Annotated in this window: 17 protein-coding genes and 1 tRNA gene; 6 read left to right on the forward strand and 12 right to left on the reverse strand. The window is 64.2% G+C overall.

What is annotated here, in order from left to right; translation table 11 throughout:
• Window positions 1-34 precede the first annotated feature (34 nt).
• Complete coding sequence (locus tag ACOQPC_RS14115; protein ID WP_420606349.1) at window positions 35-1,192, reverse strand: JmjC domain-containing protein; 1,158 nt, start codon at window positions 1,190-1,192, stop codon at window positions 35-37.
• The gene (locus tag ACOQPC_RS14120; RefSeq protein WP_420606350.1) at window positions 1,192-1,449 is read right to left on the reverse strand and encodes a hypothetical protein; all 258 of its coding nucleotides are present in this window, start codon (window positions 1,447-1,449) and stop codon (window positions 1,192-1,194) included. Before ACOQPC_RS14120 ends, ACOQPC_RS14115 begins: the two co-directional genes overlap by 1 nt.
• Window positions 1,450-1,452: 3 nt before the next feature.
• Between ACOQPC_RS14120 and ACOQPC_RS14125 the strand changes: the two genes are divergently transcribed.
• From ACOQPC_RS14125 to ACOQPC_RS14150, 6 genes are all read left to right on the forward strand, one after another.
• Window positions 1,453-2,022, forward strand: coding sequence for a hypothetical protein (locus ACOQPC_RS14125; protein WP_420606351.1), 570 nt, complete (start codon window positions 1,453-1,455; stop codon window positions 2,020-2,022).
• Between the two features lie 66 nt (window positions 2,023-2,088).
• Window positions 2,089-4,416 (forward strand): TonB-dependent receptor, encoded by a 2,328-nt coding sequence (locus ACOQPC_RS14130; protein WP_420606352.1) that lies wholly within the window; start codon window positions 2,089-2,091, stop codon window positions 4,414-4,416.
• Window positions 4,416-5,801 carry a PepSY-associated TM helix domain-containing protein gene (locus tag ACOQPC_RS14135; protein WP_420606353.1) on the forward strand — a complete coding sequence of 462 codons (1,386 nt, stop codon included), beginning with the start codon at window positions 4,416-4,418 and terminating at the stop codon, window positions 5,799-5,801. Before ACOQPC_RS14130 ends, ACOQPC_RS14135 begins: the two co-directional genes overlap by 1 nt.
• A 327-nt stretch (window positions 5,802-6,128) precedes the next feature.
• A tRNA-Glu gene (locus ACOQPC_RS14140) sits at window positions 6,129-6,203 on the forward strand.
• Between the two features lie 200 nt (window positions 6,204-6,403).
• The gene (proB, locus tag ACOQPC_RS14145; protein ID WP_420606354.1) at window positions 6,404-7,516 is read left to right on the forward strand and encodes a glutamate 5-kinase; all 1,113 of its coding nucleotides are present in this window, start codon (window positions 6,404-6,406) and stop codon (window positions 7,514-7,516) included.
• Window positions 7,513-8,769 (forward strand): glutamate-5-semialdehyde dehydrogenase, encoded by a 1,257-nt coding sequence (locus tag ACOQPC_RS14150; protein ID WP_420606355.1) that lies wholly within the window; start codon window positions 7,513-7,515, stop codon window positions 8,767-8,769. Before proB ends, ACOQPC_RS14150 begins: the two co-directional genes overlap by 4 nt.
• A gap of 115 nt (window positions 8,770-8,884) precedes the next feature.
• Here ACOQPC_RS14150 and ACOQPC_RS14155 read toward each other — a convergent pair whose 3' ends face one another.
• The 10 genes from ACOQPC_RS14155 to ACOQPC_RS14200 all read right to left on the reverse strand — a co-directional run bounded on the left by ACOQPC_RS14155 (window position 8,885) and on the right by ACOQPC_RS14200 (window position 25,847).
• Entirely contained in the window at window positions 8,885-12,259 is a 3,375-nt protein-coding gene (locus ACOQPC_RS14155; RefSeq protein WP_420606356.1) for an amidohydrolase family protein, read from the reverse strand.
• A 735-nt stretch (window positions 12,260-12,994) separates the two neighbouring features.
• The gene (locus ACOQPC_RS14160; RefSeq protein ID WP_420606357.1) at window positions 12,995-14,278 is read right to left on the reverse strand and encodes a glycoside hydrolase family 130 protein; all 1,284 of its coding nucleotides are present in this window, start codon (window positions 14,276-14,278) and stop codon (window positions 12,995-12,997) included.
• A 41-nt stretch (window positions 14,279-14,319) separates the two neighbouring features.
• Complete coding sequence (locus tag ACOQPC_RS14165; protein ID WP_420606358.1) at window positions 14,320-16,587, reverse strand: glycosyltransferase; 2,268 nt, start codon at window positions 16,585-16,587, stop codon at window positions 14,320-14,322.
• Between the two features lie 181 nt (window positions 16,588-16,768).
• Window positions 16,769-19,924 (reverse strand): isoleucine--tRNA ligase, encoded by a 3,156-nt coding sequence (gene ileS / locus ACOQPC_RS14170; RefSeq protein ID WP_420606359.1) that lies wholly within the window; start codon window positions 19,922-19,924, stop codon window positions 16,769-16,771.
• Between the two features lie 241 nt (window positions 19,925-20,165).
• Window positions 20,166-20,678 carry a hypothetical protein gene (locus ACOQPC_RS14175; protein ID WP_420606360.1) on the reverse strand — a complete coding sequence of 171 codons (513 nt, stop codon included), beginning with the start codon at window positions 20,676-20,678 and terminating at the stop codon, window positions 20,166-20,168.
• A gap of 70 nt (window positions 20,679-20,748) precedes the next feature.
• Window positions 20,749-21,705, reverse strand: coding sequence for a polysaccharide deacetylase family protein (locus ACOQPC_RS14180; RefSeq protein WP_420606361.1), 957 nt, complete (start codon window positions 21,703-21,705; stop codon window positions 20,749-20,751).
• Window positions 21,706-21,774: 69 nt separating this feature from the next.
• Entirely contained in the window at window positions 21,775-23,307 is a 1,533-nt protein-coding gene (locus ACOQPC_RS14185; protein WP_420606362.1) for a CoA-acylating methylmalonate-semialdehyde dehydrogenase, read from the reverse strand.
• 174 nt (window positions 23,308-23,481) lie between these two features.
• Window positions 23,482-24,318 carry an S-formylglutathione hydrolase gene (gene fghA / locus ACOQPC_RS14190; protein ID WP_420606363.1) on the reverse strand — a complete coding sequence of 279 codons (837 nt, stop codon included), beginning with the start codon at window positions 24,316-24,318 and terminating at the stop codon, window positions 23,482-23,484.
• Between the two features lie 5 nt (window positions 24,319-24,323).
• On the reverse strand, window positions 24,324-24,716 hold the full coding sequence (locus tag ACOQPC_RS14195; protein ID WP_420606364.1) for a VOC family protein: 393 nt from the start codon (window positions 24,714-24,716) through the stop codon (window positions 24,324-24,326).
• Between the two features lie 24 nt (window positions 24,717-24,740).
• Window positions 24,741-25,847 carry an S-(hydroxymethyl)glutathione dehydrogenase/class III alcohol dehydrogenase gene (locus ACOQPC_RS14200; protein ID WP_420606365.1) on the reverse strand — a complete coding sequence of 369 codons (1,107 nt, stop codon included), beginning with the start codon at window positions 25,845-25,847 and terminating at the stop codon, window positions 24,741-24,743.
• Window positions 25,848-26,009: the final 162 nt, after the last annotated feature.

Here is a 26,009-nt window from a genome sequence, read left to right on the forward strand (position 1 = left end):
GGTCGAGCCCCTAGACAGAGGCCGGCCGATACGCTCAATCGTCCTGATCGAACGCAAAGCTGCCCTGGTTCAGCAACTCTGTAACCAGCGCCATTATCAGCTCCGAACTGATCATCGACGGGCTGAGCATGGCCTTATCCTGTGCACAAAGTTGCTGCGCCCATGCAGCAGCTTCGCCGGTGCACGGGAAGCACTGCCCGTCGACGAAAAGGGATAGCGAAGACGGCCCTTGTTGAATGAAGGAGAACCGGCTGGCCGGGTTGCGCAGCAAGCAGGCTCCTCTCGCCAAACGCCGGCGTGCATCCTCGGCTTGGATCGGTTGTTCGGGTCGCCAGTCGATGTCGGTGTCTTTGGGCATCGTGCTGTACCGTCCGAACCAGCGCGAAAAGCCCTCGCGGTCGAGCAATCTTTCGGTGGTCATGTCATGAAGGCGCGTGATAGCATCGCGGGTAATCTCACCCGGGTTGTCCTGCGCCGCCAGGTTCGCATCGGCGTAGCGATCATCGTCATCGAGATCGGCGACCAGGCTTTCGGCCCAGCCCGCGATCAGCTCGCTGCGCGAAGGCGCACGAAAGCCGATCGAATAGGTCATGCAGTCGTCGCCCACGGCGATGCCGTTATGGGCGATGCCCGGCGGCACGTAGAGAATGTCGCCCGGCTCCAGCAGCCATTCTTCGCTCGGCTCGAAGTCGGCCAGAAGCCGCAGATCGCCATGCGACAACAAGGTGCTGGTCTCATCGCAACGACCACCCAGTTGCCAGCGGCGGGTGCCGAGGCCCTGGATCAGGAATACGTCATATCGGTCGAAATGCGCGCCGACGCCGCCGCCGTCGACGGCATAGCTGACCATCACATCGTCGATCCGCCAATCGGGGATGAAGCGGAACGACTCCAGCAGCGCGGCGACAGCCGGGACATGATGGTCGACCGCTTGCACGAGCAATGTCCAGGAATTGCCGCCGAGCCGGCCAAAGCAGCGCTCGGTCAATGGGCCATGTTCGAGCGTCCAGTCCCCAGGCTCCCGGACGATCAGGCGCGATTCGACTTCGCGCTCGCATGCGAGACCAGCCAGTTCATCGGGCTCCAGCGGATTGCTCCAGCAGTCCCAGGGATTTCTGATCAGCAACGGTTTCGCCTGCCAGTATTCGCGGAGGAATGCGTCGCGATCGAAAATGGTGAGCAACGTCGGCATCAAGATCGTTCCCGCTTCGCCGCAGCCGGCATGTCCGTGAAAGTGCGGGCGACCTCTTGGTTAGTCGCTTCCTCGAAGGAGCCATCCAGACCGGGTGCGGCAGCGAACAAGCGCCGCAGCGCGAAGCGCCTTGTGCGCTGCCGTTTCAGCCCGAAGTCCATAAGGAGGTGCTCCGTTCCTGCTGCCTGCGCGCCCGGAGCGACTTCCAAAATTCGAGCGGTGCCGAAATATCGCCGCAGCAGGTCGTCAAGGTCCATGGCATGTCGCTACCCATCCTCCAGTTCAGCGCAAGCCTTCCGTTTTTCCGGCCTGACTTCGAACGAGCGCTGGCAACAGACTTTGCAGTGATCGACGCGTTCTTCTCAACGGGCGATCGAGTAGCTAAAGGCGTCAGGACCATGTCCTGCCCGATCGCTTCGAACGCTCCGATGAGCCTGTTGCTGCAATGCCTGATCTACGGCAGTCTGCTGATCCGCGCGGTCATTCCCGCCGGATGGATGCCGGTTTCCGCCGCCGACGGATTTCGCATCGAAATCTGCAGCGCATCGATGTCGCCGACCGAACATGCGGCGTTTAAGGCAAGCGCCCAGCAAATGCTGCAGGCCGCCATGCCGCAGCAGGGCGGCCACGATGATCCAGCGCCCAAGCCGAACGACCAGCATTGTCCTTTTTCCGTCCTCGGGCACGCCTTTTTGGGGTCATTCACGCCGCCGGCCGGAGTCATGATTCGAGATATCCGCCTGGCCGCTGTCTTGCCCGGCCTAGTTTCCGTTGGACATGGCCTCGCCGCTCCACCGCCGCCGTCCACCGGACCTCCGAGCCTTTCCTGATGCCGTAACGCGCGCCGCGCCGAAGCACGGAGCGCCGATTGCTATCGTGGCTTCAAGGAAAAATTCATGCCATCCATCGCCTTTTCGAGCGCGCCGACGAGCGTGCTTGTCATGCTGTTCGCTGCCGCGCCTGTGGTCGCGCAGACTTCCGCTGACAAATCAACCGCGCAGTCGCCGCCGTCTGCAATGGGCGAAGCTCCGGACCCGTCATTGCCCAAGACCAGTCCTTCAGAAATCGTCGTCACCGGCACGCTAGGCAGCCGCGAACTGCAATCGCTGTCCACACCCGCTTTGGGTGTTGCGATCGACGCTGAGCAGATCGGCGCGATCAATGTCATCAACACCGAAGACGTCATCCGCTACGCCCCGAACCTGATCGTGCGGAAGCGCTATATCGGCGATGCCAACGCCGCCCTGTCGTTTCGCAACATGCACACCACGCAGACGCCGCGCGCGCTGGTCACCGTGGACGGCTTCCTGATCTCGGATTTTCTCGGCGCGGATTTCGATACCGCGCCAAAATGGGCGGTGATCGCGCCCGGCGATATCACCCGCGCGGAGATTATCTACGGACCGACCTCGGCGCGCTATTCGGGCCATTCGCTCGGCGGTACGCTGCGCCTGGAAACGCGCGACATCGCCTCCAGCGCCATCCGCCTGAACGCACAGGGCATTTTCCAGAACTATCGCTATTATGCCACCGACGAGGATCTCTATGGCTATGCGCTCGATGGCCAACTCGATCTGGCACTTGGGTCGCGGGACGGGATAAGCCTGGGCTATCGCCATTTCGAAAATCAGGGCCAGCCGCAACAATGGCGCACCGTCGCGCCGGGCACGCCATTCGCCGATCGGGCGATCGTGGACGACGCACTCGGCTTTCCGCTGCGCATCGCCGCGCAGGATTCGGTGGTGGACGGCAGGGAGGACCAGCTACGCCTGCGCGGCGCCTATGATCTGGACGGCAATTGGCGGGTGCGCGGGATCGCGGCGTTGCTGCTCGACGACGAGGACAGCGATCGTCCCGAGAGTTTCCTGCGCGACGATGCTGGCAATCCCACTTTCGTCGGCATCGCCGGGATCACGCGCGGACGATCGGAGAACAGCGAATTGCTGACCGGCCTGGGGCTGGCGGGCGATCTCGCCGGTTGGGCGGTCGATGCGACCGCCAGTCATTATGCGGTGCTGAAGGATCGCGTCCGGACATCGAACGGCATCGACGTGACCACCGGCATCATCCCGGATGCCGGCATCGTGACCGATGCCGATGCGCGCTGGACGAACGTCGAGGCGACCGCGGGTCGCCGGATCGGCATGCATGACCTGACGCTGGGCGTTTCCTATACGGGCTATCACGGCGAAACCGGTACGGCGGCCACCCCCGACTGGCGCCGCGCGACATCGCCCGATCCGCGCAACGTATCGGGCGGCGAGACGAGGCTGCTGGGAGTGTTTGCCGAGGACGCCATCCCGCTGACGCCGATGATCGAGGCGACCCTGGGCTTGCGCTATGAACGCTGGCGCGCGCAGAACGGGTTTCTGGTCAATGGCGACACCCGCGTCGATTATGCCGCGCGCAATCAGGATGCGATCTCGCCGAAACTGGCGCTGACTTTTCGTCCCGACAGCGTGACCGAGATCGTCGCATCGGGCGCCTGGGCCACGCGCTTTCCGACCATCGGAGAGCTGTATCAGGCGGGGCTCATTTCCTATGGCCCGAATGTCGGCGATATCGATCTTGCGGGCTTCGATCCCACATTGAAGCCCGAGCGCGGCTTCGATCTGCAACTCACCGCCTCGCGCCGCTTCGGCAACGCGAAACTGACGGTCAGCGGCTATCGGCAGGCGGTCGATGAGACGCTGTTTTCGCAGACCATTATCGTGCCGGGCGCGGCCAATCCGGATATACCGGTCAGCCAGTCACTGATCACCAATATCGGCGAGGTCGAGAGCTACGGCGTCGATCTCATCCTCGCCGCGGAGGATGTGCTGGTGCCGGGGCTATCGTTCGACGGAAATATTTCCTGGCTCAGCGCGCGGATTACCGAAAACCCGCTGAACCCGGACCTGGTCGGCAATCATTTCCCGCGCGTTCCGGAATGGCGGGCCAATGCCTCGCTCCGTTATGCCATATCGCCCCGGCTCGATGTCGCGGCGAATTTCCGGCATCAGAGCACGCCCGACCGCAATCTGGAAAATAGCGCGAGTTCGCGCTGCGACACATTTTACTGCGTCTCTCCTTTCTCCTTTGTCGATCTGAAATCGACCGCGCATGTCGGCCGGTTCGTCCTCGATCTGGGGATCGACAACATCCTCGATGAAAAGGCATTCGTCTTTCATCCCTATCCCGGCCGCACCTTTGTGCTGAGTCTGCGCTGGAATGGAGAGCTCTGATGGCCGGAGATCTGATAACCGGAGAAAACGGCATGCGCCTGGAAAACTGGTACAGGACGGTGTGGCGCTGGCATTTCTATGCCGGGCTGTTCACCGTGCCGTTCATCCTCTGGCTGTCCATCACCGGGTGCGTTTATCTGTTCAAGCCGCAGATCGAGGCATTGATCGACCGGCCGTATGACGGGCTGGCAATGGATGGACCCGCCGCGCCGTCGGTATTGGCTAGAGCGGCGCAAGCGGCGGTTCCGGGATCGGTGCTTCACCGGTATATTCTTCCCGAACATGCCAATGACGCACGTCGTGTCGTCGTTGGCGTCGGGGCCAAGGAGACCCGCGTTTACCTTCATCCGCAGACGGGAAAGGTGCTGAAAACTGTCGGCGAAGAGGACCGGCTGATGCGGATCGTCTTCCGTCTGCACGGCGAGCTGATGGCGGGGCGATGGGGGTCGACGCTGGTCGAACTGGCGGCAAGCTGGGCGATCATCATGCTGCTGACGGGCCTGTTCCTGTGGTGGCCGCGCGGCGCCGGGCTGGCGGGCGCGCTCTATCCCAGACTGCGGCGGACCGGGCGGAAGTTCTGGCGCGACATCCACGCGGTCACTGGCGTCTGGGTGTCGCTGCTGGCGATCTTTCTGATCCTGTCGGGCTTGCCCTGGGCCAAGAATTGGGGCGATTATCTTGGCGCAGTCCGGGAGATGACGGGCACCGCGCTGGCTGCGCCCGACTGGCCGCAGGGCACGCAGGCGGAGGCGCGGGCGCGAAAGAAACTCGACGCAGGCGCGCGAGAAATGATCGCCGAGCATAGCGAACATGGCGGCATGGTCATGGCGCATGCCGGGCCGCTGTCCGCACTGGACCGGCTGGTGCCAAAGGCCGAAACCCTGGGTCTCGCTGCCCCTGTCGAGATTTCGCCGCCGACCGACGGGTCGAACATCTGGCTGGTCAAGTCCAACGCCGCCAACCGTCCGCTCCGCGCCACCGTGCGCGTCGATGGCGATAGCGGCATGATCGTGAGCCGCGAGAATTTCGATCAGCGCCACTGGATCGACCGGCTGGTGGGCTATGGCATCGCCATCCACGAGGGTGCGTTTCTGGGCCTGCTGAACCAGTTGATCAGCCTGGCGACGATCTTGGCCCTGATGTCGCTGGCCATATCCAGCATCATCTTGTGGTGGCGGCGAAGGCCGGACCGCAGACTCGGCGCGCCGCCGCCACGAGGGGCGATGCGCCACAGCTGGCTGCTCGTCGTGCTGACGGTTGCGCTGGGATTTCTCGTGCCGTTGTTCGGGGTAAGCCTGGCGATCGTGACGCTGCTGGAGCTTGCTTTTCTGCAGCGTTCGCCGAGGATTTCGGCACTGCTTGGCTTGCGACGGAAAAGTCCTTAGGACGTCATGCCGGAACTGTTATCCTGCTGATGCAGACGAACGCTATCCGGCGGGCGGCGGGCGGCAATGATTATGAGAGAATAACCGATGAGCGATGCCTTTTGGCCAGGCTCTCGTCGCCAACGAATGATCGGCGAAGTTGTGCACATAACGCTGCCCCAACATGAGCCTTGACGGCTGACCTTCTGTCGATTTATCTGCCCTCACACGCGCACAGAACATGTGTACGAACAGCCGGTAGAATCTCTGCAAACCCGCAGAAAACTTTTGTCACTATCGCGGGACATTTTTGCATTGGGGTCGTCACCCGGTGAACGCCATGAAAATGGCCCCTTCGTCTAGCGGTTAGGACGCGGCCCTCTCACGGCTGAAACACGAGTTCGATTCTCGTAGGGGTCACCATGGAGCGGCAGGCTCGCCTCGCGGTCAGAGCCGATCGGCATACCCATACGGCGGCGGCGCGATATTGCACCGCACAAATTTAATCGCGGCTGGCCTCGACCTTCGTCCGTTCGATCCCTATATGTGCCCCGCGCGGCGCGATCCCGCTCGACCATCGGGTTGCCGCGCCGACATCGACCGAACCATTCGAAGGACATGTCATGGCCTCCCCTTTCGAAGGCGTGAAGCGCCTTGTCGTCAAGATTGGCTCCGCATTACTCGTATCGCCCGAAGGGGAAGTCGAGCGCTACTGGCTCGCGAGCCTGATCGACGATCTGGAGACGCTGCGCCGCGAGAACGGCATCGAATCGATCATCGTCGCTTCGGGCGCGGTGGCGCTCGGCGCGCGCATCCTCGATCTCCCCGCGGGCGGCAAGAGCAGCCTCGACGATGGCCAGGCTTCGGCCGCCACCGGCCAGATCGAGCTGTCCGGGCTGTTTTCCGAGCTGCTGCGCGCGCATCGCCGCCGCGCCGCGCAGATTCTGGTGACGCTGGAAGACCTGCAGGATCGCCGCCGCTATCTCAACGCCTCGGACACGATCGAGCGGCTGTTGTCGCTGGGCGTTACCCCGATCATCAACGAAAACGACAGCGTCACCACCCGCGAGATTCGTTTCGGCGACAACGACCGGCTGGCCGCGCGCGTGGCGCAGGCCGCGCATGCCGACATGGTGCTGCTGCTCAGCAACGTCACCGGCCTGTTCTCGGCCGATCCGGGCAAGGACCCCGATGCGGTGTTCCTGAAGACCGTCGACAGCGTGGCCGATCTCGACGTCGATCTCGGCCCGCCGACGGGTCCCGGCACCGGAGGCATGGGTTCCAAGGTAGAGGCCGCGCGCATCGCCGTCGCCAGCGGTATTCAGCTCGCGATTGCCGATGGGCAGAAGCCCAACCCGGTGATCCGGTTCCGCGACACGGGCGACGGCACCGTGTTCACCGCGGAGGGCGGCGTCGACAAGCGCAAGGCCTGGATCGCCGGCAAGATCGACGTTCAGGGCGTGCTGACCGTCAACGACGGTGCGAGGGAACATCTGCTCGGCGGCGACAATCTGCTGACCAAGGGCGTAATCAAGGTCGAGGGCGAGTTCTCGCGCGGAGACTCGGTCGACATACACGATCAGGACGGGCAACTTCTGGCACGCGGGCTCATTAGCTATGACGACAACGACGCCAAGCTGATCGCGGGCAAACAGTCCGACGAACAGGAGGCGATCCTGGGTTATGCGCCGCGCAGCGCGCTTATCGACAAGAACAATCTGGTGCTACTGATATGATCGACAATCACGACGACTTGATCCACGACATGGGCGAACGGGCGCGCAAGGCCGCGATGCGGCTTGCTTTGGCGACCACCGAGGAGAAGGCCGCCGCCGTGCGCGCCGCCGCAAAGGCGATGCGCGACGATGCAGGCGCGATCCTCGCCGCCAACGCGAAGGATATGGACGCGGCCAGCGATCTTGCGCCCGCGATGAAAGACCGGTTGAAGCTCGACGCGGACCGGCTCGCCGGCATCGCCGACGCCGCCGACAATGTCGCCGGCCTGCCCGATCCGGTGGGCGAGATCATCAAGCGGTGGGAGCAGCCCAACGGCCTGAAGTTCGAGCGCCGCCGCGTGCCGCTGGGCGTGGTCGGCATCATCTATGAAAGCCGCCCGAACGTTACCGCCGATGCGGGCCTCCTCTGCCTGATGGCTGGCAATGCCGCCATCCTGCGCGGCGGGTCGGAAGCGGTGCATTCGAACCGCGCGCTGCACGCCGCGATCGTTAAGGGGCTCGAAAGCGCCGGTCTTCCCGCCGATGCGGTACAGCTGATGCCGACGCAGGACCGCGCCGCGGTCGGCGCGATGTTAAAGGCGGCGGGCCTGATCGACATCATCATTCCGCGCGGTGGTAAGAGCCTGGTGGCGCGCGTTCAGATAGAAGCGCGCGTGCCCGTGCTCGCGCATCTCGACGGCATCTGCCACGTCTATGTCGATGGCGCCGCCGATCCCGAGAAGGCGCGCGCAATCGCGGTCAACGCCAAGATGCGCCGCACCGGCATCTGCGGCGCGATGGAGACGCTGCTGATCGACGACGCCGCGCAAAGCTTCGCGCCGGACGTGATCAAGGGCCTGCTCGATGCGGGCTGTGAGGTCCGCGGCGACGCCAAGGTCGAGCAAATGGACGCGCGGGTGAAAGCCGCGTCGGCCGAGGATTGGGACACCGAATATCTGGAGCCCATCGTGTCGGCCAGACTGGTCGACGGCGTCGACGGCGCGGCCCGCCACATTGCCGAACATGGCAGCCATCATACCGATTCGATCGTCACCGAAGACAAGCAGATCGCCGCGAAGTTCCTGCAGACCGTGGACAGCGCGATCGTGATGCACAACGCCTCGACCCAGTTCGCCGACGGCGGCGAATTCGGCTTCGGCGCGGAGATCGGCATCGCGACGGGGCGGCTGCATGCCCGCGGCCCTGTGGCGCTGGAGGGCCTCACCACCTACAAGACGGTGGTGCTGGGGGACGGCCAGACGCGGCCCGCTTAGCCGGCGCACGCTGGAAAATTGCGTTCCTGCGAAGGCAGGAGCCCAGCATCAAACCTCACCCGATGGGCTCCTGCCTTCGCAGGAGCGCAGTGATCACTAACCGTCCGACTTTCGCTCAATCCTCCCAATAATAGGGCAGGCGTTTCGCGGTGCCGGTCTCGACCTCGTTCATGCTGACCGGGTCGTACATCCGGCCGCCGAGCATGACATATGCGATGTCGTCTGAATGGCGGATATCCACAGTCGGATCGGCATCCAGTACGAGCAGATCAGCGAGCTTTCCGACCTCGAGAGAACCGATGTCCTCGCTCATGCCGAGCGACTGCGCGCCGACGATCGTGCCCGCCTGCAGCGCTTCGAGCGGGGTCATCCCGCCGCGCACGAAACTCCACAACTCCCAGTGCGAGCCTATGCCCGCCTGCTGACCGTGTGCGCCGATCGAGATCTTGACGCCGCGCTCGGCGAGCTTCTTCGCCTCGCGCGCATTGTCGTCGTCTACGAACGCTTCCTCGGGCGCCTTGACCACGCGCTTGCCTGCGGCGGCGAGTTCGGCGGGCGGGGTGTGGGCGATCAGCAGCGGATGCTCGTAGATGTTCATCGCCTGGCGCCAATAGGGATCGCCCGCCAGGCCGCCATAAGTAACGACGAGCGTCGGCGTGTTGTTGCTGTCGCTTTCGGACATGAACTGCAGCACGTCCTCGTAGAATATCTCCAGCGGCACATTATGCTCGAGCGTGGAATTGCCATCGGCGACGAGGTTCATGTCCATGCCGAACAGCGATCCGCCCTCGGCCACCACCAGCATATTTTCGGCACGGCTGGCCGCAACCACCATCTGGCGCTGTTCGCGGCGCGGCTGGTTGTAGTTCTTCACCGAATGGCCGCCCTGCGCTTTCAGGCGGCGGACATGGGCCAGCGCATCCTCGTAATTCTCGATCTCGGCATAGACGCCGTAAGCCTTGGCGCCGTAGACCACCTCGCCGGTCGAGAAGATGCGCGGCGCGAGCAGCATGCCCGCTTCCTGCATCTCGCTGGCCACGAAAATCTCGCTGGCGGTGCTCGACGGATCGTGAATCGTGGTGGTGCCGAGCGCGAGGTTCTGGATCGCCGACCAATTCTGCTGCGGCACCAGCTCATCGGTGCCCTGCGGCCCGTGAGCGTGGGCGTCGATCAGCCCGGGGATGATCGTCTTGCCGGAGACGTCGACTGTGCGCGTGCCCGCCGGCAGCTGCACCGATCCGGCCGGTCCGATGGCGGCGATCCGGTCGCCTTCGATCAAGACCGTGCCGTTCTCGATGATGCCGCCGTCCGCGCCCGCCATGGTCACCACGCGCGCGCCGGTCAGCGCCACGCGGCCGCTATGCTTGTCCGCCTGCACGGTGCGGGCGAGCGATACGCCGGTCGTCGGCGCCGCGAACGGGACCGCTTTCTGCCCCTCGGCGAGCGGGGCGCTGGGGAAGATGTTGCGCATGTCGACGCTGTAGACCGTCGGTCCCATCGACCAGTGGACGCGCGCGCTGTCGCCCTCGAAATGGATATAGTCCGCGCCGCCCTCGCTCACCTTGACCACCGGCAGCGCCTTGCTGTCGGGGGCGAGCGTCACATTCTGCCCGCCGGGCAGGATCGGCGCGACGAACGCCTCGTAATTCTGCCGGAAGGCGAGCCATTCGCCGTTGGGCGACACGGCGAAATCGTTGATCAGTTCGCCGCTGGCATGGACGCGCTTGTCCTGGCCGTTGAGATCGGTGCTGAACAGCTCGGTCTTTTCCTCGGACCGGTCGATCATGAAGATGCGGTCGTTGCTGGCGCCGAATTGCCCGCGCGCGCTGTCGCGATCGATCAGCTTCGGCGTGCCGCCTGAAGCAGCGACGGTGTAGACGCCGGGATTTTCGGACCATTCGGGCGCGGTCAGGAAGCCGCCCTCATGCTTCTCGAAGGCGATCGTCCTGCCGTCGGGCGAGAAATGCGGCCGCGCATAGTGGCCCGGCTGGCTGGTTACCGCGCGTCCGCCCGAACCGCTCGGCGAGATCGTGCGGATCGTGCCGAGATCGGTGTCGGTCCACGTCACATAGACGATTTGCGATCCGTCGCGCGACCAGCTCGGGAACAGCTCGCGGCTGTCGTCGCCGCCGCCGGTGAGGCGGCGCGGCGCACCGGAGCCCATGTCCTTGACGTAGAGCTTGCCCAGGCTTTCATAGACCACCCGGCTGCCATCGGGCGAAACCTCGGCGAAGCGCGGCATTTTGGCGACAAAGCTGTCCTCGCCGACCTGGATCACCGGATGCGGCGCTTTCGTGACGCTACGGCTGTCGGTGATGCGGAAAGGAATGACGGCGCTATCGCCGCCGTCCGCATCGATCCGGCGGATTTTGCCGCCCGCCCAGAAGACGATGCTTTCGCTGTCAGGGGTCCAGGCCATGTTCGGATAGACCCCGGTAACCGCCCATGTCTCCTGCACGTCGCGGTCGAGATCGCCGTAGATCTCCTTCACCGCGCCGGAGGTCAGGTCCTTGACCCACAGCTTGGACTTGCCGTCCTCACGCCGCACGAAAGCGATGCGCTTGCCGTCGGGCGAGGGCTGCGGACGCACCGCGCCGCCCAGCCCGCTGATCGCCGTGGTGGTTTCGCCGCTCTCCAGATCGTAGCGCAAGATGTCGAACAGATCGGTATTCGAATCCTGCGCATATTCGAAGATCGGGCCGGGCGTCACATTCTTGGTGTAATAGATCGCGTTGCCGTCCGGCGCATAGACCGGCTCGCCCAGCTCCTTCTGCCACTGTTCGCTCGGCCGTTCGACCAGTTGCACGCCGCCGCCGCCGGACACATGATAGAGCCAGATTTCGCCGGTGCCGAGCGAGCGCCCGGTGGTGAAATGCTTCTTGGCGGCGATATAGCGCCCATCGGGCGACCAGCTCGGCTGGTTGAGCAGGCGGAAATCCTCGTCGGTCACCTGCCGCTTGTCCGAACCATTGGCGTTCATGATCCAGATATTGTCGCCGCCGCCCCGGTCCGAGGTGAAGGCGATGCGGCCGCCATCGGGAGAGAAGCGCGGCTGCACCTCCCAGGCCAACCCCTCGGCGATGCGCGTCGGCGTGCCGCCCGCGATCGGCATCGTATAAATATCGCCGAGCAGTGTAAAAGCGATGGTGCGGCCGTCCGGGCTGACGTCGACATCGATCCAGCTGCCTTCGTCGACATCGATCGGCGCCTGCGTGATCTCGGCGCCGGGCGGGTTGTTCACATCCCATTTGTCGGCCTTGTCCGAAGCGGTCGCCTCGCCCTGCACCGGCGTCGGCGCGGCGGGTTGACCCGATTGCGGCAGCGCGCCGGCATCCTCGTCATTATTCTCGCTCGAGATGATCTCGTCCTCGGGCGCTTGGGTCTGATCGACCGGCGGCGGATCGCCATATTCCTGCGCGTGCGCGGCATTCGGAATGGCGGCGGGCGTGGCGAGGAGCGCGGCGAGAACGCCGTGGAGCGCGGATTTCATGCAAAGAACCTTCCCTGTAAGACTTTCGGCCCACAGTAGCGCGGGCACGCACGGCGGCAAGCGTTGACGGGCCGACGAGTCGCCGGCGCCAAAATATGGCTTATTGCGCACGAACGGGGCTTATTGCGATCGGAAGTTCGCAAAGCTCCTTATACGGGTGGCCCTCTTCGGCTTTCCCCGGGCGCGCGACTGCGGTCGGCGCGCGGGGGGCCTGGAGGCATTGGGGAGCGGACGATGACAAAGAGCCGCTACGACCCTAGCACGAAACGGGGCATGTAGGACAGCGTCTTGGCGTCGGGATCGGGAGGTCGCGACCGACGCCGCATCCATCGCGATCGTTGCGAGAGGTTGGCGCTGCGCTTTCCCTCTCCCGTTCACGGGAGAGGCGCAGGACTTGGTAGCTTTGCTGTTTAGCAGCGGCGAGGGGAGCCCAGCAGCGCCGCGCCGTCGCTGGCGCTGCCGCGCCACCCACCCTCATCCAACTGCGCCTAGCGTCTGCGACGCAAGGCTCCGTATCCTTCTCCCGCCCCGGTGGGAGAAGGGCTCTTTCTTCCCTCTCCCGCCTGCGGGAGAGGAGCGAGACTTAATGAGCGTAGCGAATTTAGTCGCAGCGGTGAGGGGAAGCCGTTGCAGCACGCCCTCATCCCCCGCTTTCGCGGGGGCAGGCAACTTCGCCAGCGGGTGAGCCGGCAAGGCTGCGTATCCTTCTCCCGCCCCGGCGGGAGAAGGTTCGCGTCACTTCAACTGCTTCAGCATCTCGGAAATCGGCACGAAGGCGAACGCGACCGAGCTGTCGGCGATGCCGTAGGGCAGGAACAACAGGTCGCCGAGCCGCATCGCGCCGCAGGTATAGACCACGTTCGGCACATAACCCTCGCGGTCTTCCTTGACCGCGGCGAGGACCGGTTCGCTGGCGCGGGCGATCACCCGCGACGGATCCTCCTTGTCGAGCAGCACCGCGCCGATCGAATATTTGCGCATCGCGCCGACGCCGTGGGTGAGCAGCAACCAGCCCTCGTCCAGTTCGATCGGCGAGCCGCAATTGCCGATTTGCACGAACTCCCAGGGATATTTGGGCTCGAGGATTTTGTCGCCGCCGTCCCAGCGTTCGATCGAATCGGATTTCAGCAGAAACAGATTTTCGCCGTCCTGCCGCCCGATCGCCATATAGTGTTCGCCGATCTTGCGCGGAAACAGGGCGATCCCCTTGTTGCGCGAGGCCGCGCCCTCGATCGGCACCAGATCGAAATGGCGCCAGTCGCGCGTGCGCAGCAGCTCGGACTGGATCTCGCGCCCCGAATAGGCGGTGTAGGTTCCCAGCCACTCGGTCGAACCGTCCTCGTGGGTGAACTGGACCAGCCGCAAATCCTCCAGCCCGTTCTTCTGCGCGGCGGTGATGGGGAACAGCACCGTGCCGGACAGCGTGCTGTCGCGGTGGCGGATGACGGTAACCGGGCCCTCCGGTATCTCTTCCTCGCCCGTCGCCGTATCGGCGGCGGTCGCGAACGGCGGTTCGGGCGCGAGCTTCAGCTTGCCCCGGTCGGTGGCGATCCCCTCGCGGAAGGCGACCGAACTGATGTGCCCCTCGCCCACCGTGCGCAGCGACATGATGAAACGCGTCGATCCGTCGGGCATGCCGGTCTGATCGTAATGCGGCACCACGCTGGGGTTCATGATGGCGGCGGCGGCATAGCTGTATTCATGGCAGAAATAGGCGCCGATCAGCTGGCGCTTGGTATCGCCGATATCGCCCAGCGGCCGGTCCAGCTGCGCGTCGATCTCCTCGAAGCGGGACATGAACACCCGCCGGGTCTGCCAGTGGCGCGGCTCGAAATCCTTGAGCACGGCGGTCAGCTGCTTGGCCGCTTGCCGATCCTCCATTTCGAGCACTTCGGCCACCAATCGCTCGGAACGGCTCTGGTCGAGGCCCGAGGCCTGCCAGGCCAAATGAAACGGCCGTACGACGACCCGCGAAGGGTCGGCATGGAGGCGAAGCGCGTGATCATAGCTCTGCAACATTCGCCCCGCTTGCCGGTACGGCGCGGTAATCTCAACTCATATTACGCGACATTCGCCTCGATCGGTTCATTGGATCGCTTCGGCAGCCGTGCCACGGCGCAGCTCGACAGCTGCAGCGCGAGAATGGATTCGGCGCCCTGGTTGCGGTTGACCCCCATCGGCACCAAGCCGTCGTGGCAGCTTTCGTCGGCGGGGCTGGCGACCATCAGGCCGAGATCGTTTTCGCCGAGGAACCAGCGATAGGCGCGGTGCGCGGCATCGGCCCACTGCTGATCGCCGGTCGCGCCATGGGCCGCCGAACAGGCATCGATTACCGCCTGCGCCTCGAGCGGCTGCTGATCGAACCGCTGCGGCGCCTGATAGAGCCGCCCGAAGCTGTCCGAGCCGATGGCGCGGAAATGGCCCTCGGGCGCATGCTGTTTCCGCAAGATCCAGTCGAGCGTCTCCAACCCGCAATCGATATAATCCTGGCGATCCGAAACCATGCCGGCACGGATGAGCGCTTCGGGCAAACGGGCATTGTCGTAAGCGAGCATCGCCTCGAACCAGGACCAATCCGGCCGCCGCGCCGCCGTCAGCAGACGCATCAGCTCGCCGCCGGAACGCTCGAGGATCGCCGCGGAGATATCGTGCCCCGGCTTGGCCTCGGCCATTGCCGCTGCACCGAGCATGGCAAAGGCCATCGCGCGCGGGGAACCGGTATTTTCCATCATCGGAGCGGCTTGATCGTAGAGCCATGCAGCCCATTCACGGTGGCGCGGCTCGGCGGCTTCGAAACCGGCTACGCCCAACGCCCAGATCGCCCGGCCGGCGCTGTCTTCGGAGCCTTCGCTTTCGAGCCAACGCCGGTCGAAACTCATGAAATTGCGGAATATCTTGCGATCTGCGTTCCACGCATGCTGGATGAACGCGGCGTAGACGTTGCTCCACTGTGCGCGGATGGCGGCATTGAGACCTTGCATGCGGCACATCAAGATCAGCGCCCGGGCGTTATCGTCGAGGCAATAGCCGTGATCGCGATCCGGGATCGAATAATGCCCGTGCTGGAGCATGCCGGTGGCATCGCTCATCCGGATCACCGCGGACGCATCGGGCTTCAGATAAGCGGCGCCCTCTTCCTTGACGAGACGGATGCGCTTGGCGCGTGCGACCTCTTCGAACAGACCCATCGCGCGGTGCGCCGTACGCTCCCACAGCATGGTACGCCCGAGCGCATAGGCCCGGCGGGCGAGCAGGTTACGGGCGATTTCGTCGCCGAGCAGCCGGGCGACTTCGCGGGCCAGCGCGGCGCTGTCGGCAAAATCGACCAACACGCCGTGATCGCCCGACAGGATTTCGCGCGCGTGCACGAACGGCGTCGCCACCACCGGCTTGCCCAGGCCGACGGCATAGCTGAGGGTGCCCGAGGTAATCTGGCCCGCTTTCAGATAAGGCGTCACATAGACGTCCGCAGCCTGCAGCCAGTCAAGCAGATCGGGCATATTGACGAACGCATCGACGAAGCGGATGTGACCCGCAACGCCAAGCTCCGCGGCCTGCGCGATCAGGCGCTCGCGATAAGCCTCGCCTTCACGACGCTTCAGATTGGGGTGCGTGGCGCCGAGCACGACATACACCGCGTCCGATTGCTTGGCGACGATGGCGGGCATGGCCGCGATCATCGTCTCGATGCCCTTGTCCGGCGCGAGCAGCCCGAACGTAAGGATCACGCGGCGACCGGCAAGATCGAAGCGCGGCTTCATGGTGTCGGGATCGACGAAGCCGCGATCTGGCACACCGTGCGGAATCACCTCGATCATCGCCGGATCGACGCCGAAAGTCTCGGTCAGGATCTTGCGGCCCTTGTCCGCCATCACGATCAGCCGGGAGGAACGCGCGATCAGGCGATCCAGCACGCGGCGCTCGTCGGCGGACGGCTTTTCCAGTAGCGTGTGCAAGGTGGTGAAAACGGGGATCGACAGGGCATCCAGCAGATCGAGCAGCCAGTCGCCAGCCGCGCCACCGAAAATGCCATATTCGTGCTGAACCCAAAGGATGTCCGCGCCGGACATGGCGATGTCGCGCCCGGCCTTGGCATAGGCCGCACGGTCGTTCATCGCGATGGTGCGGATGTCGCGCGGATAGTCTACGCCGGTGCCGTCGTCCATCGCATAATGGTCGAGCGCGACGTTGGGAAAGGCCGCGCTGATCGCCGCAGCGGTGTCGCTGGTAAAAGTCGCCAGACCGCAACGACGTGGCAGCGCGTTGCCGATCAGCGCGATATGACGAATAATTCCCGGACGGGAAAGCGATGCGACATTCGGTTCCATAGGCCCATTCCAACGGGAGGGGCCGGCCCTGAAAGCAAATAGAAGCTTCGGACCGGGTACGATAACAATGCTCTTATGGCGATTTGGTTGCAACGCAGCATAGATTAGGTTTGCCGCTGCGTCTTTTATTGCGCGCTGCTAACCGATTGACTCAATGGGCTATGTTTATCCGGACTATCGATCAGGCGGCAACGCGAATAACGGCGATGCGAGTTTGTTCACCGTCGATCTGGAACGCTTCGGCGCTTTTTCCCGCATCCCCCAACCGAAGTTCCGTGCCCAGCGTCTCGCCGAGTACATATTCATGGTGGGTATCGAGCGCGCGGGCGAGGTTGCCATCGGCCTCGGCGCGGATGACGATACGGTCCGACACGTCGAGCCCGGCGGCCTTGCGGCTGTCCTGCACGTGGCGCACGAAATCGCGCGCGCGCGCCTCGTCGCGCAGCGCCTCGTCGAGCTCCAGGTCGAGCACCACCGTGCCGCGCCCGCCGTCGAACATCTGGGCGTCCTGCTGCTTGTTCGAGGTGGTGACGCGCAGGTCGTAATCCTCCTCGCCGATCTCCACGCCCGCGATCTCGACCACGCCATCGTCGCGGCGGGTCCATTCGCCCGATTTGGAGGCGGCGATCACATCCTTCATCCTGGGGCCGAGCCGCTTGCCGATGCGGCGCGGATCGACCTTGAGCACCAGATCGCCAACCGATGTCGGATCGGTCTCGAACGCGATGGCCTTGACGTTGAGTTCGTCGGCGATGGTGTCCGCGAACGGGCGCAGGCGGTCCACCTCGGGATGCGCGATGGTGAGGCCGCGCAATGGCTGGCGCAGGCGGATCTGCTGGCGCACGCGGGTCGATAGACCGGCACCGCACACGTCGCGCGCCAGGTCCATGTCGCGGATCAGATCGGCCTCCTGCGGGAAGTTCGACACGTCCGGCCACGCAGCCAGATGCACCGAGGTCTCGCCGGTCAGGCCGCGATAGATCGTCTCGGTGACGAACGGCATCAGCGGCGCCAGCGCGGTGCTGACGGTGACGAGCATGGTGTAGAGCGTATCGAACGCATCGCGCTTGTCGGCGGTCACCTCCTCGCCCCAGAAGCGCGAACGGTTGCGGCGGATGTGCCAGTTGTTCGACACCTCGAGAAACGGCGCGATCAGGCCGTAGGCGCCCGGAATATCGTTGGCTTCCAGCCGCGCGGTCAGCGTCTCGACCAGCTCGCGCGTCTTGGCCAGGATATAGCGGTCATGCTCGTCGCTGCTGTCGGTGCGCAGCTGCGCCTGATAGCCATCGGCATTGGCGTAGAGCGTGAAGAAATAGGTGGCGTTCCACAGCGGCAGGATCGTGCGCCGCAGCGCATCCTGCACGCCGCGCGCGTCCGAATGGATGATGAGATCGCCGCCCGAGAGCAATGAACTGCTCATCATATAGACGCGCAGCGCATCCGATCCATGTTCGGCGAGCACTTGCGTGGGGTCCGGATAATTCTTCAGCCGCTTGGAAAGCTTCTGCCTGTCCTCGCCCAGCACCACGCCGTGGCAGATCACGTGTCGGAACGGCGCCTTGTCGAACAAAGCGGTCGACAGCACCATCAGCGTGTAGAACCACCCGCGCGTCTGCGCCATATATTCGACGATGAAATCCGCCGGGAAGTTCTGCTCGAACCGCTCCTTGTTCTCGAACGGATAATGCAGCTGCGCGAACGGCATCGATCCGCTGTCGAACCACACGTCGAGCACCTCGGGCACGCGGCGCATGGTCGATTTGCCGGTGGGATCGTCCGGATTGGGGCGGGTGAACCCGTCGATATGCGGGCGGTGCAGATCGTCGGGGCGGCGCCCGAAATCGGCCTCGATCTGGTCCAGCGAGCCGTAGACATCGGTGCGGGGATAGGCCGGATCGTCGCTCAACCAGACCGGGATCGGGCAGCCCCAGAAGCGGTTGCGGCTGATGTTCCAGTCGCGCGCATTCTCCAGCCAGTTGCCGAACAGGCCATCCTTTACGTGGCCCGGAATCCAGTCGATCGTCTGGTTCAGCTCGACCATCCGGTCCTTGAACGCGGTCACCTCGACATACCAGGCGTCGATCGCCCTGTAGATCAGCGGCGTGTCGGTGCGCCAGCAATGCGGGTAATTGTGAAGGTACGTCTCGTGGCGCAGCACCACGCCCGCGGCCTTCAGATCGCGGATGATGTCCTTGTTCGCGTCGAAGATGTTCATGCCCTGATAGGGCGGCACTTCGGACGTGAAATTGCCCTCGTCGTTGACGGGAGCGATCAATGGCAATCCGTTGGCGCGGCCCAGCTCCATATCGTCCTCACCGAAGGCGGGCGCGGTGTGGACGATGCCGGTGCCGCTCTCCAGCGTCACGAAATCGGCTGCGAACACCTGGAACGCATTTTCCGCGTCGGCGAAGAACGGGAACAGCGGTTCGTAGCGCCGCCCGGCCAGCTCGCTGCCCTTGGCGGTGCCGACCTGCTCATGGCCTTCCAGCTCGGCGGCATAGGCCTCCTTCAGCGCCTCGGCGATGACGACATGCTCGCCGTCCTTTTCCAGGATCGCGTAATCGAACTCCGGCCCGACGGCGAGCGCGAGATTGGACGGAAGCGTCCACGGCGTGGTGGTCCAGGCGGCGAGGCTCGCGGGCTTGCCGTCCTTGAGCGGCTCGGTCAGCTTGAACAGCACCGTGAGCGCGGGGTCCTGACGTTCGCGGTACGAATTATCCAGCCGCGTCTCGAAGTTCGACAGTGGCGTCTGCATCGCCCAGCTGTACGGTACCACGCGGCTGCCGCGATAGACCAGCCCCTTGTCGTGCAGCGTCTTGAACGCCCACAGCACGGACTCCATGAAACCGGGGTCCATGGTCTTGTAGTCGTTCTCGAAATCGACCCAGCGGCCCATGCGCTCGACATAATATTGCCAGTCGTTGGTGTAGCGCAGCACGGACTCGCGGCAATAATCGTTGAACTTGTCCATCCCGTAATCGAGGATCGCGAGGCGCCCCGAAATACCGAGTTCTTTTTCGGCGGACATCTCGGCGGGCAGCCCGTGGCAGTCCCAGCCGAAGCGTCGCTCGACGCGCCGCCCCTGCATGGTACGAAACCGGGGCACGAGGTCTTTGACGTAACCGGTCGCCATATGCCCGTAATGCGGCAGGCCGTTGGCGAAGGGCGGGCCATCATAGAAGACGAACTGGTTGGTCTCGCCGTCGATCTCCGCCGGGCGTTCATCCACCGATCGCTCGAAAATCCGCTCGCGCTTCCAGTAGTCCAGCACGTCCGCCTCCATGCGCGGAACGTCGGGCGAAGGATCGATCGCGGGATAAAGCGAGGATTTGGACACAATGGGCGCTTTCGATGGCAAGGCCGGATGGCGAGCCATTCAGGTAATCGGCGGCGCGGTGCAATGCAACAAAGGCCGGGCATGTCCGCGATCAGTGCATAGCTGGTTCTTTGTTTCGTAAACCGACCACCAAATCGCTCGTTACCCCAACGAAAGCCGGGGTCTCAGGCCTGATTGCGAAAACGCCCGAGATGCCAACTTTCGCTGGCATGACGAACAATGGAAACTCGTGCGCGCTAGTTCAGCCGCATTTCCTGTAGCGCTCAGGCCCCGGCATCGCATCCTCGCCGGTTTCACGCCGGATCAACGTCTTGCCGCCGTCCTGTGCGTCGAGCGTCATGCCCTTGGTCCAGCTCTGGCCCTCGCCCGAAAAGCTGAAATCTGCGACGATACGGCTGTCGCTGGACTCGCTGATCTTGCCCAGCCTGGCGGTGGATTCATAAAAGCGGATCCGGTCGGCACCGACCGTAATCAGCCCCTTGTCGTCGCCGTTGGTGGTGGTGCAATCGGCCGGATTGATGCCCCAGCGGCCCTGCAGCGCGGCGGGGATCGTCGCCATGGCGCTACTGTCTCCGGTTTCGTCGTCCGCCACCGGCACCGTGGCCGAGGGGGCGGGCGGCATGGCGGGCGCGGCGGTGTCGTTGGTGACCGCGGGGGTCGCCATATCGTCAGCCGCGAGAGGCTCGTCGACCGGGCCGCTGTTGCACGCGGCGAGGCTGATGCCGAGCGCGGCGATCAAATAGGAACGCTTCATGACCTGTCCTTTCGGCGGTTGAGCGGAGCTAACGCTTGGCAGCGATGGAAGGGTTCCACCACCGCTTTCGTCAAGGCGTGGGCGCAGCCTCCTCGTGCAGCACGCGCTCGGCAAAGCGCCGGTTGGCGACGGCGATGGTATTGCCGTCATACCAGCGCGGCGCGGGCAGGCCTTTCTGCCAGGCCAGCATCTCGGTCAGCGTGCCCTGCGCCGAGGGTGTGTCGTAGCGCGTCGCCTCTTGTCCTACCGGATCGGCATAGGCCTCGTCCGCGCTCACGATGTCCCAGCCCCCCGCGCGCAACGCCGCCACCAGATCACCGATATACATCGCGGCCAGATCGGTCTCGTGAAGCAGCATGACATGAACCGGCGACCGCCCCGTCGCCCGCCGCATCAGGCCATCGTAGAATTCCGCCGCCTCGACATGGGACTGGACATAGAGATCGCGCAGCGCCTCCCGGTCGATCGGCTTGCCAGCTGCATTTGCCTCGAGGGTGAGATTCTCCATGTTCCAGTCGGATGCTTCGGAGGTGACATAAGCATCGCCGAGCCCGCGTGCCGCTAGCCCCGCGCGCACCGCGTCGCGCTTGGCCTTGTCACCTTGGCCTTCGTCCAGGAAGGGATAGCGAAACCAGGGGCGGTAGCCCTTGCGGCCCTTCAGCCAGAGCTCCGCCGCATCGATATCGGCGAGATAGGCGGCGGCGCTCAGCGCATTGAGATGCGGATGGGTGTTGCTGTGATCGGCAATGACATGGCCCGCCGCGACATAAGCGTCGATCCGGTCCTCCCCGCCCGCGCCCTGCGGCAAATCGAGATGTGCCGGATTGACGAAGAACACCGCCTGCTCGACCTCGGCCCGGTCCAGCGCGGCGATCAGCATCACCGTGCGCCGGTCCGGCGTCAGAAATGCCCCGGCGGCGCGGGGCACATCGTCGAAACTGAGCGCGATGCGTTTCTGGTCCTGGGCCGAGGCTGGGGCACATGCCAAAAGCCACGCGGCGGCGATGCAGAGCAGGAGATGTTTCATGCTTCCTGCTAGCACAACCGACGCGGGGCTCCATAGCTTCTGTCGCGCTCCTTCGAAACGCGTGCGGCGTTACCCCATCGTTGGAATAACAAAGGCGTCGTTGTTGCGTGCCGGCCCGCCATCCTCGGCTTGATCGGACAGGTTGGCGGTTCCATCCGGCCAGCGCTGCGTCACCGTTTTGATCTTGGTCCAGAACTTCACGCCTTCCATGCCGTGCTGGTTGGTGTCGCCAAACGCCGAGCGCTTCCAGCCGCCGAAGCTGTGATAGGCGACCGGCACCGGGATCGGCACGTTGATGCCGACCATACCGACATCCACGCGCTGCGCGAATTCGCGCGCCGCGTGGCCGTTGCGCGTGAAGATGGCGACGCCGTTGCCGTATTGATGCTTGCTGGGCAGCGCGACGGCTTCCTCGAAATCCTTCGCGCGAACAATCTGCAGCACCGGGCCGAAGATTTCCTCGCGGTAGCTGTCCATGTCGGTGGTGACGTGATCGAACAGGCTCGGGCCGATGAAGAAGCCGTCTTCATGACCCTGCAGCTTGAACCCCCGGCCATCGACGACCAGCTCCGCGCCCTCGTCCACGCCCTTCTGGATCCAGTCCTCGACGCGTTTCTTGTGCGCGGCGTTCACGACCGGGCCGTAATGCGCGTCCTTGTCGGTCGAGACGCCGACCCGCAGCGCCTCGATCGCGGGGAGCAGCTTTTGCCTAAGCCGCTCGGCGGTGGCCTCACCCACCGGCACGACGACCGGCAGCGCCATGCAGCGCTCGCCCGCCGAACCATAGGCCGCGCCGGACAGATCGTTCACCACCTGATCGAGATCGGCGTCGGGCATGACGATGCCGTGGTTCTTCGCCCCGCCCATCGCCTGCACGCGCTTGCCGGCCGCCACGCCGCGCTGATAGACATAATGCGCGATGTCGGAGCTTCCGACGAAGCTGACGCCGGCAATCATCGGATGGTCGAGGATCGCGTCGACCATCTGCTTGTCGCCCTGCACGACCTGAAGGATGCCCTCGGGCGCGCCGGCTTCGACGAACAGTTCGGCGAGGCGGCGCGGCACGCTGGGGTCGCGCTCGCTGGGTTTCAGGATGAACGCGTTGCCCGCCGCAATGGCGGGGCCGAACATCCACATCGGGATCATCGCGGGAAAGTTGAACGGGGTGATCCCCGCGCCGATGCCGATCGGCTGGCGCATCGAATAGACGTCGATGCCCGGCCCGGCGCCTTGGGTATATTCGCCCTTCAGCACATGCGGGATGCCGCAGCAGAACTCGATCACGTCGAGCCCGCGCTGTACGTCGCCGCGCGAATCCGCGATCACCTTGCCATGCTCGCTGCTGAGCATCTCGGCGAGATTTTCCATATCCGCCTCGACCAGCTGCTTGAACCGGAAGAACACGCGCGCCCGGCGCTGCGGATTGGTCGCGGCCCATTCGGGCTGCGCGTTCATCGCCGCCTTCACCGCTTTATCGAGCACCGCCGCATCGCCCAGCGGCACCCGCGCCTGCACGCTGCCGTCATTGGGGTTGAACACGTCCGACGTGCGCGATCCGCCGCCGCCTGCTTCGCCTGCGATGAAATGGTCGATGGTGCGCATGGGAGTGTCTCCTGAGACGATTCGTTGGTTGCGGCTATAACGGATGAGGGCGCATAGTGTTCGTTTGCAATTGTCGTCATTCCGGGCTTGACCCGGAATCCAGGGCGAGATGGCACTGCCACTAGGCCCTGGATCCCGGAGCAAGTCCGGGATGACGGTGTTTTCGCAATATTGTTAGCGCTTCAGCCGCTCGGCGTGCCAGCGGACGTGATCGCCCAGAAAGGTCGAGATGAAATAATAGCTGTGGTCATAGCCTTCGCGCATGTTCAGCGCCAGGGCTATGCCTGCTTTCTCACAGGCTTCCCGCAGCAATTCCGGCTTCAATTGCTCGTCCAGAAACTGGTCTGCCGCGCCCTGCTCGACCAGCAGTTCGGGGACGCGTGCGCCGTCTGCGATCATCGCGCAAGCATCGTGCTGACGCCACGCGGCGCGGTCTTCGCCCAGATATTTCGAGAACGCCTTTTCGCCCCACGGCACCTGCATCGGCGCGACCACCGGCGAAAAAGCCGACACCGACCGGAACCGTTCGCCGCCACGCAGGCCGATGGTGAGCGCGCCGTGACCGCCCATCGAATGGCCGGTGATCGACTGGCGGCTCATGTCCGCCATCGGAAATTCCGCCGCAATCAGAGCGGGCAGCTCATCCTCGATATAGCTGCGCATCCGGTAATGCGCGGCCCACGGCTCCTCGGTCGCATCGAGGTAGAAACCGGCACCCTTGCCCAAATCATAGCCTTCTTCATCCGGCACATCCTTGCCGCGCGGGCTCGTATCCGGCGCGATGAAGATGATGCCTTCATCGGCGCAAGCCGCGCGATATTCACCCTTTTCGGTGACATTCGCATGGGTACAGCTCAACCCCGAAAGATACCAGAGCACGGGGAGCTCGACGCCCGCCTCGTGCGGCGGCACGAACACGGAAAATGTCATGTCCGTGCCGGTGCTGTCGCTGGCATGTCGATAAACGCCCTGATCGCCGCCGTGCGATGCGTTGGTTGATAGGATTTTCAAACCGCTCAACCTTCGCGGTGGAAGCCGCATAATTTATGCCCGTCCGGATCGCGGAAGTAACTGAGATGGACCTTGCCGATCGCCCCGGCGTCGCGCAAGCCGGGCGGGTCTTCGCAGGTCGTGCCGCCATTCGCGAGCGCCACATCGTGCAGCTCGGCCACTTGCTCGGGCGAACTGCATTTGAAGCCGATAGTAAAGCCGTTGGCCGTGGTCGCCGGCTCGCCGTTGAGCGGCTCCGTGATCGCCAGCGTGTTGCCGTCATGGACGTAAAACAGCCGGCGAACGCCGAGCCGCTCGTTCGGGATCGGCTCGCGCCCGCCGAGCACACCGACCAGCGGCGTGTAGAATGCCTTGGATCGCTCCAGGTCGTTCGACCCGATCATGACATGATTGAACATGGATTCTCTCCTTTTTCGGTAACATTAGTAAACCACCACGCCGCGGATGCTTGTCCCCTCATGCATCAGGTCGAAGCCCTCGTTGATCTCCTCCAGCTTGAACCGGTGCGTGATCATCGGATCGATCTGGATCTGGCCATCCATATACCAGTCGACGATCTTGGGCACGTCCGTGCGCCCGCGCGCGCCACCAAAGGCGGTGCCGCGCCAGCTGCGCCCGGTCACCAGCTGGAACGGCCGCGTCGCGATCTCGGCGCCCGCGCCGGCCACGCCGATGATGATGCTCTCCCCCCAGCCCTTGTGACAGCATTCCAGCGCCTGGCGCATGACATCGGTGTTGCCGATGCACTCGAAGCTGTAGTCCGCCCCGCCTCCGGTGAGTTTCACGATGCGCTCGACGATATCGCCGCCAACTTTCGGATTGAGGAAATCGGTCATCCCGAATTTGCGGCCCCATTCTTCGCGGTCCGAGTTCAAATCGACACCGACGATCTGCGTTGCCCCCGCCAGCCGGGCGCCCTGGATCACGTTGAGCCCGATCCCGCCGAGCCCGAACACCACCACCCGGCTGCCGGGCTCCACCCTGGCCGTGTTCAGCACCGCGCCGACGCCCGTGGTCACGCCGCAGCCGACATAGCAGCTCGTGTCGAACGGCGCGTCGTCGCGGATCTTCGCCACCGCGATCTCCGGCAGCACGGTGAAGTTCGAAAAGGTCGAGGTGCCCATATAGTGGTAGATCGTCTCGCCCTTGTAGCGGAAGCGCGACGTGCCGTCGGGCATCAGCCCCTCGCCCTGGGTGACACGGATTTTCTGGCACAGATTTGTCTTGGGATTGAGGCAATATTCGCACTCCCGGCATTCGGGGGTGTAGAGCGGGATAACATGATCGTCCCCGGCCACGCCGGTGACGCCCGGCCCCACTTCGCGCACGATCCCTGCGCCTTCATGGCCGAGCACGGCGGGGAACTTGCCCTCCGGATCGTCGCCCGACAGCGTGTACGCATCGGTATGGCACAGCCCCGTCGCCATCAACTCGACCAGCACCTCGCCCTCTTTCGGCCCCTCCAGATCGAGCTCGACGATCTCGAGCGGCTGCCTGGCTTCAAAGGCGACGGCGGCGCGGGTTTTCATGAAAGCTGAATCCTTTACTTCGGCGATTGTTGCTATACCAACCGAGTGCCGGAAAGCCGGTTCCGCCGAAACCCCAGTGCTCGAAGTCCAGTGCCCGGAGTCCCTGTGCAAGGCGAACAGCCATCACATGCCCGCTTGGCGAGCCGTGCCCACGCTGCTAAA

Source organism: Novosphingopyxis sp., from assembly GCF_965218915.1.
Lineage (GTDB): Bacteria > Pseudomonadota > Alphaproteobacteria > Sphingomonadales > Sphingomonadaceae > Novosphingopyxis.